The organism is Marinomonas posidonica IVIA-Po-181 (assembly GCF_000214215.1).
Classification (GTDB): Bacteria; Pseudomonadota; Gammaproteobacteria; order Pseudomonadales; family Marinomonadaceae; genus Marinomonas; species Marinomonas posidonica.
Genome location: NC_015559.1, coordinates 1,381,193 through 1,393,980 on the forward strand (window position 1 = coordinate 1,381,193; position 12,788 = coordinate 1,393,980).

14 protein-coding genes are annotated in these 12,788 nt (G+C 44.1%); 3 read left to right on the top strand and 11 right to left on the bottom strand.

Going from position 1 to position 12,788, the window contains the following annotated elements; genetic code table 11:
• The gene (locus MAR181_RS06480) at positions 1 to 1,284 is read right to left on the bottom strand and encodes a 2-hydroxycarboxylate transporter family protein (protein ID WP_013795803.1); all 1,284 of its coding nucleotides are present in this window, start codon (positions 1,282 to 1,284) and stop codon (positions 1 to 3) included.
• A 148-nt stretch (positions 1,285 to 1,432) separates the two neighbouring features.
• Between MAR181_RS06480 and MAR181_RS06485 the strand changes: the two genes are divergently transcribed.
• Complete coding sequence (locus MAR181_RS06485; protein WP_013795804.1) at positions 1,433 to 1,918, top strand: arsinothricin resistance N-acetyltransferase ArsN1 family B; 486 nt, start codon at positions 1,433 to 1,435, stop codon at positions 1,916 to 1,918.
• Positions 1,919 to 1,953: 35 nt separating this feature from the next.
• Complete coding sequence (locus tag MAR181_RS06490) at positions 1,954 to 2,481, top strand: DinB family protein (RefSeq protein ID WP_013795805.1); 528 nt, start codon at positions 1,954 to 1,956, stop codon at positions 2,479 to 2,481.
• A 38-nt stretch (positions 2,482 to 2,519) separates the two neighbouring features.
• Here MAR181_RS06490 and ykgO read toward each other — a convergent pair whose 3' ends face one another.
• The gene (ykgO, locus tag MAR181_RS06495) at positions 2,520 to 2,663 is read right to left on the bottom strand and encodes a type B 50S ribosomal protein L36 (RefSeq protein ID WP_013795806.1); all 144 of its coding nucleotides are present in this window, start codon (positions 2,661 to 2,663) and stop codon (positions 2,520 to 2,522) included.
• Complete coding sequence (locus MAR181_RS06500) at positions 2,664 to 2,927, bottom strand: type B 50S ribosomal protein L31 (RefSeq protein WP_013795807.1); 264 nt, start codon at positions 2,925 to 2,927, stop codon at positions 2,664 to 2,666.
• A 149-nt stretch (positions 2,928 to 3,076) separates the two neighbouring features.
• Here MAR181_RS06500 and MAR181_RS06505 point away from each other — a divergent pair, with 149 nt between their 5' ends.
• The gene (locus tag MAR181_RS06505) at positions 3,077 to 3,481 is read left to right on the top strand and encodes a DUF1801 domain-containing protein (RefSeq protein WP_013795808.1); all 405 of its coding nucleotides are present in this window, start codon (positions 3,077 to 3,079) and stop codon (positions 3,479 to 3,481) included.
• 18 nt (positions 3,482 to 3,499) lie between these two features.
• On the opposite strand, the gene MAR181_RS06510 is transcribed toward MAR181_RS06505, so the two are convergent.
• The 8 genes from MAR181_RS06510 to MAR181_RS06545 form a co-directional block, all read right to left on the bottom strand.
• Positions 3,500 to 5,215 carry a bifunctional protein-serine/threonine kinase/phosphatase gene (locus tag MAR181_RS06510; RefSeq protein ID WP_013795809.1) on the bottom strand — a complete coding sequence of 572 codons (1,716 nt, stop codon included), beginning with the start codon at positions 5,213 to 5,215 and terminating at the stop codon, positions 3,500 to 3,502.
• Between the two features lie 90 nt (positions 5,216 to 5,305).
• Positions 5,306 to 6,118, bottom strand: a complete 813-nt coding sequence (locus tag MAR181_RS06515) for a formate/nitrite transporter family protein (protein WP_013795810.1) — start codon at positions 6,116 to 6,118, stop codon at positions 5,306 to 5,308.
• A 73-nt stretch (positions 6,119 to 6,191) separates the two neighbouring features.
• Positions 6,192 to 6,632 carry a cyanase gene (cynS, locus tag MAR181_RS06520; RefSeq protein WP_013795811.1) on the bottom strand — a complete coding sequence of 147 codons (441 nt, stop codon included), beginning with the start codon at positions 6,630 to 6,632 and terminating at the stop codon, positions 6,192 to 6,194.
• Between the two features lie 665 nt (positions 6,633 to 7,297).
• Positions 7,298 to 8,230, bottom strand: coding sequence for a 2-hydroxyacid dehydrogenase (locus MAR181_RS06525; RefSeq protein ID WP_013795812.1), 933 nt, complete (start codon positions 8,228 to 8,230; stop codon positions 7,298 to 7,300).
• 3 nt (positions 8,231 to 8,233) lie between these two features.
• Positions 8,234 to 8,965: a class II aldolase/adducin family protein gene (locus tag MAR181_RS06530; RefSeq protein ID WP_013795813.1), complete on the bottom strand. Its 732-nt coding sequence runs from the start codon at positions 8,963 to 8,965 to the stop codon at positions 8,234 to 8,236.
• On the bottom strand, positions 8,958 to 10,502 hold the full coding sequence (locus MAR181_RS06535; RefSeq protein ID WP_013795814.1) for an amino acid ABC transporter permease/ATP-binding protein: 1,545 nt from the start codon (positions 10,500 to 10,502) through the stop codon (positions 8,958 to 8,960). The genes MAR181_RS06530 and MAR181_RS06535 overlap by 8 nt, the downstream gene beginning before the upstream one ends.
• A 321-nt stretch (positions 10,503 to 10,823) precedes the next feature.
• Positions 10,824 to 11,621 (bottom strand): ABC transporter substrate-binding protein, encoded by a 798-nt coding sequence (locus MAR181_RS06540; protein WP_013795815.1) that lies wholly within the window; start codon positions 11,619 to 11,621, stop codon positions 10,824 to 10,826.
• Between the two features lie 79 nt (positions 11,622 to 11,700).
• On the bottom strand, positions 11,701 to 12,747 hold the full coding sequence (locus tag MAR181_RS06545) for an isopenicillin N synthase family dioxygenase (RefSeq protein WP_013795816.1): 1,047 nt from the start codon (positions 12,745 to 12,747) through the stop codon (positions 11,701 to 11,703).
• Positions 12,748 to 12,788: the final 41 nt, after the last annotated feature.

Sequence of the window (12,788 nt, forward strand, 5' to 3'; positions counted from 1 at the left end):
TTATGCGATGGCTTGCACAACCAAGGTGGCTAAGATCAACATGAAAGCACCACCAATACGAGATGAAATCTGAGCAAATGGCATCAGCTCCATACGCTTACTGGCAGCCAACACAGCAACATCACCTGTGCCACCCATATTGGCCATACAAAGACCACCAGTGATCGCCGCTTCGATAGGATAGAAGCCCATTAACCAGCCGATGAAACCCGCACCAATAATAGCGCCTAATACGGTAATCAAGACAAGCAAGAAGTACATAGGTGACAGCGCATTTAGAATCTGATTTAGATCTGTGTAAGCCACACCAATGCCTACTAATAATGCAGGGGTTAAGTTACTAACAACAAACTTGTACCAAGAATGAGCGGCTTGTTCTAACGCCGTTGGCATGATGCCAGAGACTTTAATTAAGGCAATGGAGATGATCATCAAGGCATAAGTGTGCATGCTGATAAAGCTAGACAACACAGTACCAACGAAGAACATGCTCACGGCTAATAGGGCACCGACACCAAGAATTGTCACGTTTAAAGAGCCGGTTTGTTGCTCTTCTTCAGTGATGGCTTTTTGGCCACGAATAAGCTGACCATTACCGGTTAAAGTGGGTGCGATCTGACCTAGTTTGTTCAATAAGCCGGCCATGACGATGGCAATGGCGTTACCGATGGCAAGAGCTGGTACCATTTGAGACATCAAGGTTTCTGCGTTCATGCCCGTTTTACCAGACATGATTTCCACCAGTGGAACCGCACCAGCCCCCATGCCGCCACCCATAATAGGCAAGGCGATCAGCATGACGGAGTCGTAAAAGTCTTTGCTGACTAACATACCGACCACGCCGGTTAGTGCACAAGCAAAGAAGGCTGAACCAAGGATAACCGGAATGTATTTAAGAGCGGCTTTTTTAAGCGTTTGAGTGTCCATTCCTAAGATGGAACCCGTGACCAAACTGGCCACGTAGAATGCTAGAAAACCACCACTTTTCATGAAGGTTTTAACATTCTCACTGGCCTCAGCGGGAAAGAAGCCTTGGTGAAATAGATAAGCCGAGCCAAAAATGACCACGATGGCACCACCACCAAAAAATTGATTGATAATAGGGGTTCGGTCGCCGACAAAATTGAGGATGGTGCCGACAACAACCATAATGCCTAATGCGCCAATCATGCCTCCTGGCATCTTTCCTGCAAAGGTTGCCAGGAAGATAATAATGGCTGCAATGGCTAGAATCGCTTTGCTGATACGTTGGTCACGTACCGTCATGGTTTCGTTAATGATCATGTTTGACTCACTATTTTTTGTTTGTTTTTTGAATGCGGCGCAGTCTACCAAGCTTCTTCCTGAGCGGAAGTTCTGGATGCTTTAATGAAACTAAAGAAAGGTTTTGAAAGTTTTGTAATCCACTTAAGGTCAGTTTAAGGAGAAAATCATGATACGAGACGTTAGGTTAGACGACGCTAAGGCCATCACTGAGATTTACAATCACTACATAGACAATACCGTTATCAGCTTTGAAGAAGTGTTGATTGAACCAAGCGATATGACAAAACGAATTCAAGCTGTGCTCGCCATTTCTTTGCCTTGGTTAGTGCTGGAAGAAAATGGCATTGTGTTAGGGTATGCCTATGCGACGCAATGGAAGGCTAGGTCTGCTTATCGATTTGTGGTGGAAGTCAGTGTTTACCTTGAGTCAACACAAGGAGGTAAAGGACTCGGGACACAACTGTATGAGGCATTATTCACCAAGCTTAAACAGATGGACTTACATGTCGTCATTGGCTGCATTACCTTACCCAATCCAGCCAGTGTTCACCTGCATGAAAAATTTGGCCTGGAAAAAGTGGGGCATTTCGCCAACGTCGGTAGGAAGTTTGATGCTTGGCATGATGTGGGTTACTGGCAAGTCATCTTGTAAGCCTTAATGGGGGAGTAGGATAAAGGAGAGGGGAAATGAAAGCGCACTTTACTTTATTGGCGCAGTATAACCAGTGGATGAATGAACAAATTTATCATGCTGCCGCGCAGCTTAACGAGCAACAACTCAAGCAGGACAGAGGCGCTTTTTTTGCCTCAATATTAGGTACGTTAAATCACAATTTGGTGGGAGACATCATCTGGTTGAAGCGTTTTGCTAACCATCCTGAGGCCAAGCAGGTTCTGCAAGGCGTTCACGCTTTTCCGCAACCAACGGCATTGGATGAATCGCTCTTTACTGAGCTTAACGCCTGTCAGCAAGCTCGCCAAAGGTTAGACGAACTTATTATTAACCTGATCGCTGAGTTAGCTGACGATGCATTAAATAGTCCACTGACCTACAGCAGCATGAAAGGGCAACAAGCGAGTAAAGCGTTTGGTTTATTGTTATTGCATTTTTTTAATCATCAAACTCACCACCGAGGACAGCTAACAACCTTGCTTAGCCAAGCGGGTTTGGATACCGGCGTAACCGATTTATTGGCGTTAATTCCAAATCATTAAAATAAGCCAGTGAGTCTTCTTACTGGCTTATTTTTAGTTTATTTACGTTTCCCACCTTTGCCTTGCACGGCTTTAAATCTTGGGTTGTCTTTGCAGATTACAAAGACACGACCGCGACGTTTAACCACTTGGCAATTTGGGTGACGTTTCTTCGCACTTTTTAAAGAAGATAAAACCTGCATCTATTTGTTTCCTTTCAACTTACGGTCACCATAGCGGCGTTTAAAGTTATGAACACGGCCTTCCAATTGAGCTGAACGTTGTTGGCCTGTGTAAAACGGATGTGACGCCGACGACACGTCGATGGAATGATAGGGATAGGTTTTACCGTCTTTCCAGTCGATGGTTTGGTTTGTGCTGATGGTCGAGCCGATCAAAAAATACGTGTCAGCACTGGTGTCGTGAAAGATCACGGTTCGATAATCTGGGTGAATGTTAGCGCGCATAAATGTCTCCTGATTGCATTTTATTATTTATGTTATAACATAACAAATTATTCGCAATCAAGAATTATTCCCATCAATGTCGTGTGTTATAGTTAGGCGATTAATCAATACTATGTTTGGTATGAGTCCTCATTCATCAGGAGATTTCGATGCAATCAGACATTGAAAACAAGTTTGACGCTTATCCAGCCGATGCCCGGCAGAGGCTGTATGAGATCCGGAGGCTGATTTTTGAGATGGCAGATGAGTTAAAACTTGGTGTCATTACAGAGGAATTGAAATGGGGAGAAGCCAGTTATTGCTCTAAAATTGGCAGCCCGATTCGATTGGACTGGAAGGAAAAACACCCAAATCAAGTGTCTCTGTTTGTTCATTGCCAAACCCAATTGATGGAAACGTACAAAGAATTGTATGCCGATCGTCTAGCCTTCGTGGGTAAGAGAGAGATTCAGTTGCCATTATCTGCCCCTATGCCTTTAACCGAATTGAGAAGCTGTATTGCTATGGCTCTACAATATCATCAGTTGAAACATCTTCCTTTATTAGGTGCTTAGCTGGTTTGGCAGAATTCATTATTGATTTTCTAATATCATAAAGACAATCACCATGACCAAGAGAAACGACATACTTTGCCAGAACATGACTGGGTTCCGTTGTAGAATAGGGCGTTGTGTTCGCTTTAAGAAAGCTTGATTTGGATGGTGCAGGTCGTAAATGAATTCGGACACTTCGTCATAACGTTTTAAAGGGTCAATGTGCAAGGCTTTTTGCAGAGCATCATCAATCCAAACTGGGACCTCTGATTGATCGGTAATCAGACTGCGATAGGTTAATTTTCGTTGAGCGGCTATGCTTCTGGCTTCGGTGATTTTACGGCTGTAAGGGAAGTGATTTGACGATAGCATCTGATAGGCAATGACCCCCAGAGCATAAATATCAGAGCGTTCAGTGCCTGAGTGCCCTAGAAAGTACTCGGGTGCGGAGTAGCGCAGTGTACCGCGGAGAACATCTGTGTCTAACAGATGACTGACACCGGCGACTTGAGTGGAACCAAAGTCGATGATTTTCACTCTATCGTGATCGTCAATCATGATATTAGCAGGGCGAATGTCTTGATGGATCATTGCTTTACGATGGAAGGCTTGTAACCCATTCGCAATTTGTCCAATAATGTGGCGGACTTGCTCCAATGAGGGGGTTGGATGGTCTCTCATCCATTGTTCGAGTGATCTGCCTTCAATGTATTCCATAAGCAGATAGAGATAGCTTCTAACGCTTGTTGTTTCTTTTATTTTCGCCACGTTGGGGTTATCAATGCGTTTGGCAATCCATTCTTCCAGCATGAAGGTTTCACGAAATGTCATGTCGTCTTGTAATTCGACAGAAGGCGTTTTCATCACCACTTTTTCATGATGCTCCAGATCGTAGGCTAAAAAGACATGACTGCGACTGCTGATTTGAATGGGACGAAAAATTTCATAGCCATCAAACAACATTCTTTCTCTTAATGGGGGAGGAAAGGGACGTTCTCGGATGCTGAGTTCGTTTTCGTCTGCCTGGTGGCTGGGAATTTGATCAATGCGAACTATCTGAATACTTAGATTATCCTGACTGCCATTTTTTAACGCGTGATGAATCAATTGTTTGGCGGCACGGTCCAAGTTGTCCGCCGACGTAATGATCTGATTGAACTGATCTGCTTCGATGTGTTCATAGACACCATCCGTCGCCAAAATAAAGACATCACCTATGGCGATAGGCTGAGCTTGATAATCCAGCTCTAAAATGGGGTTTATACCCAACGCACGAGAGAGATAGCTTTCCTTGGAAGACACCACATGACGGTGATCTTTCGTTAGTTGTTGAAGGTTGGCGCCTCTTAATTGGTAAATTCGGCTATCACCTAGATGAAAGAGGTGGGCACTATTAGAACGTAAAATAATGGCACTAAAGGTACACACATAGCCTTTGTCTTTATTAAAACGGTCTGGCCCACTTTGACTTTGTGAGTATAAATTAGCATTGATGGATTTGATCACGTTTTCGGCCGACATTTTCACCGACCAAGTGTCGGATGTTCGGTAATAATCTTCTAAGAATTGAGTGATCGCCGTTTCGCTGGCGATTTGACTTACTTGGCTGCTGCTAATGCCATCGGCAATGGCCAGAGTAACCCCTTTGCTTTGGAGTCTTGGGTTTTGCGGTATCCAATGATCAAGCGCATCTTGATTAGTGGCTTTCATGCCTGCGCAAGTCGCACTTCCTATACTTACTGCTAGTGGTTTCATACCTTTCTCCTTACATCCGTTTATAAACAGGTAAAGAAACCTGATACTCCAAAGACGTTGTGTCTTTGGAGTAGGTCGATTCCAGAAAGATTAAGCCAGTTTACGTGAGGCTGATGTCCTTACATGAGTAATATACAAAGGTAATCCGACTAATAAAAGACCACCAGCCAAATTCCCTAGTACAGTGGGAATTTCATTCCAAACTAGATAATCCATGAAGGTGAACTCACCACCCATGATCATTGAAAATGGGAAGAGAAACATGTTGACGATAGAGTGCTCGAAGCCCATGTAAAAAAACAGCATCACAGGCATCCACATGGCAGCCATTTTGGCACCGGCTGAGGTTGATATCATGGCACCCACAACGCCCATAGACACCATCCAGTTACATAACATGCCACGGATGAAAATCGTAAACCAACCGGATGCGCCGTGAGACTGATAACCTAGTGTACGAGATTCCCCTATGGTACTCACTTTGGCTGCAATGGCCCCACCGTCGGTTGCATAACCATAGGTTAAAATAAACGACATCATGAAGGCGGTGGTTAAGGCCCCAGCAAAGTTACCAATGAACACCAGTCCCCAATTTCGTAATACCGCAGCAGGTGTCACTCCAGGGCGTTTATCAAACATGGCTAAGGGAACCAGAGTAAACACCCCAGTCAACAAGTCGAACTTCATCAAGTACAACATGATAAAGCCAACTGGAAATAGCAAAGCCCCAAGCAATGGGTTGCCGGTTTTGGTGGCAACGGTAATAGCAAATACCGCGGCGAGTCCTAAAATGGCCCCAGCCATAAAAGCACGAACTAAAGTATCTTTGGTCGACATGTAGGCTTTTTGTTCGCCTGCATCAACCATCTTGGTTACAAATTCACTTGGTTCTATATACGCCATGATTAGCCTCTCTTTTTTAGGAATTTCTGTTGTAATGCTTTGAATCAACCCTATGTGTTTGATCTGGTGTTACTCACCAAGACGCATAAGGTAAGAATTTTCCGTTTAATGTCAGAATCACACGATCCCCTTTCGGATTTTCTTCTTTTTCGACTTTCATCGAGAAATCAATCGCGCTCATAATGCCATCGCCAAATTTTTCCTGAATGACTTCTTTTAATGTCGGGCCATACACGCCGACAATTTCGTAAAGACGGTAAATAAGGGGGTCTTGGGGAATGGTTTCTTGCCAAGTTTTCGTCGGGTATTCCATTAATACCGATTTAGCGCCTTCAGGTAGATTCAAAAAACTCACCAACTTCTCGGCGACGTCTTCTGGGCAACTGTTCATGCCTAAACAAGCGGATGTGGTCCAGACATCGCTCATGCCGACCGCATCGGCAATGGCTTCCCAGGTTAAGCCTTGGGCGTGTTTGCTAGCGAAAATCGCTTCTGTGACATCAATTTTTTTCATCTGCTTTCCTTTTCTCTGTTTTTCAGCCTCTTACTAAAGAGGGCATGATTGAGGCTAAAGTCAGCCTGATTCGTTTATAGAATATGCCTCTGCTTGCTGTGCACAGGTCAGCTGAACTGACCGTCGCGCGACACAAAGCCGCCCCATAAAATCAGGGTTTGAAGAAGAAATTGATAAGGAAGAAGGCACGCCAACCCTTAACAGATTTCTTATAAAAAGAACCTGATTGGGTGCTACCGATCGAACAGTAGCAGGCGACGTTGCCATTAGAGGTGTTAACCGTCGTTGGTCAACAATAGAGCAGGTACAGAGTATTCTGTAACCTAGTGATACTAAATCTGCAAAAGGAGTGCCAAATAAAAATAAAGAGACAGGTTTTGAAAAATGATTTAGCCGTTCAATAATATAGACGTATGTTTAATAAAGGGTTTTAAAATTAAATAATGTCAAAACCCTTTGTCAGGAATTCAATATGTGGGAGTGTATTGCTGATGTTTTATATTGATGTTTCACAATAGATGCACCAATGCATGACATGGATTGGTGTTATCTGAGCTAAAGTGTTTAAAACGAATCCAGTCTTCCAAACATAATAATGAGAAAATGCACTTTCCCATTATTATTGATCCCATGATAGTGTCATACCTGTCGTTATATTGAATGCATCAATAGCCTTGTTCAGAATTGATTTTATTCATCAGTGGGAAATTTTGTTCAAATCGCTTTGCATTGTCTGAGGTTTGCTCGACGATGGAGGAAAGAGAGGCCTCTGAGGCCATGTGAGGCGTAATAAGTATGCCTTTTGTGTGCCAAAGTGGGTTTGATGCACTGAGAGGCTCTTCCTCAAACACATCTAATAATGCGCCTCGTAAATGACCTTGAGTGACCGCTTGGATTAACTCCGCTTCGTTGACGTGCCCACCTCGGCCACAATTAATGATGTACGCGTTGTGAGGTAAGCTATCAAATAGCTTTTTGTTCAAAATATGAGTGGTTGCAGGGCTTAAGGGCAATAGATTTACCAATATATCCGTATCTTTCAGCATGCTGGGTAACGATGCATTCCCCGCGAAACAAGTAACATTGTCTATGTCTTTTAGCGACCTTGACCAACCTGAGACGGAATACCCCATTTCAGCCAAAGACTGAGCGACGTACTTTCCCAACACCCCCAATCCTAAAATGCTCACCCGTATTGCTGGCGCGGCTTGTTGTGGGTAGCGTTGCCAATGGCACTCGGCGTGATTCATGTGGGCGCGATCAAAGTGTCGATGTGCATTGAGTACGCCCCAGAGAACGAATTCAAACATCCCTCTTTGTTGTTCTTCGTTCACAATACGGCAAATGGGTAAGCCGGATGTTAATAGGGCACTGCCTAAGTGATCCACGCCGGCAGAAACGGCTAATAGGCATTTTAAATTCGGAAATTGAGAGAGCGTGTTGTTATCTGGAAACCAACAAGCCGCCACCTCGGCGGAGGCGGCTTGTTGGTCATTGGGTAAAATCCACTCAGTATCTTGCCTATGCTGCTGGGCATAGTGGATAAGACCTTGATTGAATTCGTCATCGTTTGAAATAAGTAGAATAAGTGTTTTCACACATTAGTCCTTATAAGACGAATCGATGCGATCCAGTTTACGTAACCAAGCTTGCCAGACAGCATGACGCTCATGTTCAACCTTTTTGAATTGCTCTGACACGTAAGACGCAAGGTGATCAGGAATCGTGTCTACAGGCGATAAGCTTGCCATCTGTGCTGCGGCCAACTGAATTTCACATGCGCGGTTTAAGTAATACATCACTTGGAAGGCATCCGCGACACTGGTTCCGACACTGAGCAAACCATGGTTACGCAGTATTAACGCGATGTTTTGACCTAACGAAGCTTGAATTCGTTCGCGTTCTTCCAAGTTAAAAGCGACACCTTCGTATTCGTGGTACCCCAATCGTTGATGAAATTCCGCGCTGATTTGATTTAAATTCAACAAGCCTTTATTGCAAGCTGCCACGGCCATGCCAGCTAGAGTATGGGTGTGAATAACGCAATGAGCGTCTTCACGGGCCATGTGGACTGCGCTGTGTATCGTAAATCCCGCCGGATTATAGTCAGCATTGCCGTCGATAATATGACCGTGCATGTCCACAATAATCAGATCGCTTGCGCAGATTTCATCGAACATAAAACCAAAAGGATTAATGAGAAATTTTGGTTCACCGTCGCCGGGAAGACGCACTGAGAAATGCGTGTAAATGGTATCCTCCCACCCGAGCATTGAGGCCAAACGATAAGCTGCGGCAAGATCTTGACGTAACTGAGCCTCTGTTTTAGACATGTTTGCTTTCCTCATTTTCCATTCCCATAAAACGTTTCATACGCAATAATTCTGGGGTACTCTCATCCGCATGCTCTATATCACTTGGACTGGTATCGACTTGAATTACGCCATGTTCCATCATCACAATACGGTCAGAAACAGACAGAGCGAAGTCCATTTCATGAGTCACAATGATGAGAGTCATGCCTTCTTTAGCAAGATCTTGAATAACTTTTAACACTTCTCCAACCATTTCTGGGTCGAGGGCTGACGTAGGTTCATCAAATAAAATGATGTCTGGTGAAAGAGCCAGTGTTCTTGCAATGGCAACCCTTTGTTGTTGACCTCCAGAAAGTTGATGAGGGTACTTGTTTGCATGCGCTAATAAGCCCACACGATTTAATAAGAACAGAGCTTGTTTACGACAGACCTCTTTCTCTTTGGTTGTACCATGATAGCGAGCAGCCATCATGATATTTTCCAGCGCTGTTTTGTGTGGAAAAAGATTAAAGCTTTGAAATACCATGCCAATACGCTGCATTCCGCTACGTACCTTTTTCATATTGGGTTTTTCATGACCTTGAATAAAGTCCTCACCAAACAGAACCACTTCACCATCATTTAGCTTTTCCAGCATATTAATGGTACGAATTAAGGTGGTTTTGCCTGAACCGGATGGCCCAATAATACTGATTACTTCACCGATGGCGACCTTCATATCAATTTGTTTCAGAACGACATGGTCGCCAAATCGTTTCACCAGTTTTTTAAGCTGCAAGGCTGGTGGAAGGCCTGTTAGGCTGGTGGTTTTTCTGATTGGCATCGCCACGGCTTGTTGGCGAAGTGCATCACATTCTGCGTCAGATAAGGTAGCAGGTTTACGGGAAGGCACATCCATTTTTCGTTCAATGAATTGAAGAATCGAACCAAAGATGGTGACAATGGCGACGTAGTAAACGGCCACGGCTAACAGGGTTTCCATCACAAGAAAGTTTTGCGAGTACAGACGCTGTCCTGTTTGTAGTAACTCTGGTAATGAAATCGCGGAGACTAAAGAGCTTAATTTGATTGCAGTAACGTATTCATTGGTCAAGGCTGGCATGGAAATACGCAGTGCTTGGGGAATAACGATTAAGCGCTGAATGCCTAGAAAACTAATGTTTAAAGCATGCCCTGCTTCGTGCTGGCCTTTATTAACAGACAGCAAACCACTGCGATGAATTTCGGCAATATAAGCGGCTTCTGTGATGACCAAACTGACCAAACCGGCAATAAAAGGTACACCTAAAAAAGGACCGGTTGAGGGAAAAAGTTGTGGCATATTGTAGACAAATACCAATACGACTAAGAGCGGCACACTGCGGAAAAACCATATAAAGACACCTGCAGGAAGGTTTAACCAGCGGGAGGACGACATTTTTGCACAGGCTACGACAAAGCCTAAAACCAGACCTAAAAACCAACCAAGCGTACTCAGTATGATGACCGTGACGCAGGCACTGTAAAACGCCGACATCGTAAACAGTGAGAAAAAGTATTCCCAATCTAGACTCATGAGATCTCCAATGGATTAATTTGGCCTATAGGAGGCAGCTGTTCTGCCCCTTGCCCCATATAGGCCGTTTATGTATTACCGTTTTCAATGTGGTAATTGAGTTAAATGATTAAGGAAGGTGCGAATAAGTCTTCTGAAAGACCCGGAGGGCGTGTGCTAAGCTCTCTTTATTCTTTGTTAAGCTTGTTGCCAATATACTGATATTGGACGGCGAAACTTGCCTCGAATAAAAGAGCGTTATTCCCACGCTGACCCTAGTGAACTTGTTCGTACCTTCCTTAAATTAAGTTGTCGCAACTTCTGACTAAGAGGTCTTGATACTTATTTCACTGGAGAAAGTTCGTACTTTTCAAGTAGCTTGGCATAAGAACCGTCTGCTTTAATTTCAGCCATGGCTTTTTCAAAAGCGGCTTTTAACTTGTGGTTGCCTTTTTTGACGTAAATTCCCAAAGTACTTGGGTAAATCAAATCATCAGAGCTAATTTGAATACGACCTTTTGTGCGTTTCACAAACATATTTGCAGCACCAGCGATTTCGACTTGTGCATCAATGTTGCGAGACAGCATGGCTTGAGTTGCTTCTGGTGCTGATGGGAATTCTTGTACGAATACTGGCTTCATACCATTCGGAACACAGTATGTATCCGATAATTCTTTAAAGGCTTTTACCCAAGAGGTACCTTGTTGAAGGCCAACTTTGACGCCACATAAGTCTTTATCCGTTCTAGGTTGAATGGCGCTGCCTTTTGGCACCATGATCGCGGCACCTGTTCGTGCGTAAGGCACAGCATCGGCTTTTTTCAAACGCTCCTCTTTGACATACATGCCAGAAATAACCGCGTCGAATTTATTCGCACTTAGGCCCAAAATCAATCCAGTGAATTTATTATCACTAAAGCTTGGCGTAACATTCATTTTTTTAGACAGCAGGGCGGTTAATTCAGGGTCAAAGCCTACGACTTTGTCACCGTCATAAGATTCAAACGGTGGGTATGTAATTTCCATACCAATGACCAACTCACCTTCTGTTAGCGTGGTCGCGGCAAAGGCTGTTTGGCTCAGCACACCCGCGGTTAATAGGCAGACAGTGCTCATCAGTTTGCTTGTGATTTTTTTCATAAGTCAGTTCCTCTAGGATAGTTCGTTCACTTTTGTGTTTTCAGTCAATTTTGTAATGACACTTTTTCGATTTTTATGGTTAGTTATTGTTATTTTTGAGGTGACCAAAGGTGGCCACTCCGGTTGCTCGCTCAGGTAATGACAGCTCGCCTTTGGCAACTTTTTCGCGTAAATAGTGATAAGTCTGTAGGGCTTGGCTGTACATATGCTCGCCAATGCTCAGTTCTTTGTATTCTTGTGAACCATTATCAAACTGTGGCAAAGGACGGATTAATGTGTGGTAATCACAGGCGAAAAACAGCGGGAAAGAATAACGCTCTTGTTCCACTTTACGAACACGGTGAGACGTTGCGACAAATTGGCCTGCTGTTAGAACTTCAAGCATATCACCGATATTAATGATCAGGGCTTCTTCATCACCGTCTTTTAATGGGGGAGCGTCTATCCATACACCATCTTCATTCATGACTTCCAAACCAGGTTGATCTGAGAGCAGCATAGTAAAGCACTCATAATCTGTGTGCGCGCCGATACCTGGACGATCTTCCGCTTGAGCATCATATGGGTAATGAATAAGACGTAACTTGGCTGGTGGACAGCTGACCATGGCATCGAAATAGTTCTCTTCCAGGGACAGTGCCAGTGCAAATCCAGAAAAGAGAGTTCGACCCAGTGCAAATACCGTTTCGTAATAATCTAATGCGGGATCTTTGAAACCCTCTAACGTTGGCCAATCGTTCTCACCAATAAGAGGAGTTTTATTAACCACATAGGGGTGATCTTCAGGGGCTGGAAAGCCAATGTCAAACGCTTCTTTTTTGTCAGGTTTACCTGTGCCGTATATTTCTTCGCCTTCTGGTACAAAGCCTTTATGGGTGGCAGAAGAGCCAATGTAGTAGGCCATTTTTTCTTCTTTAGATTGAGCAAAGAATGCCTTTGCCGCTTGGCGCAGTCCCTTGATTTTCTGAGCCGGAATACCATGCCCTGTGACGTATAAAAAGCCGACTTCGCGAGCGGCTTTGCCCATTTCGTCAGCAACCGCTTGACGGTCAGCTAGAGATTCGCTGAATAACCCAGCAACATTCACTACAGGAATGCGGGTAAATGCTTGTTGTTTCGCCTTCATGGTTTTCTCTCCGCTTTCAATACCAGACCTATTTGCCCATA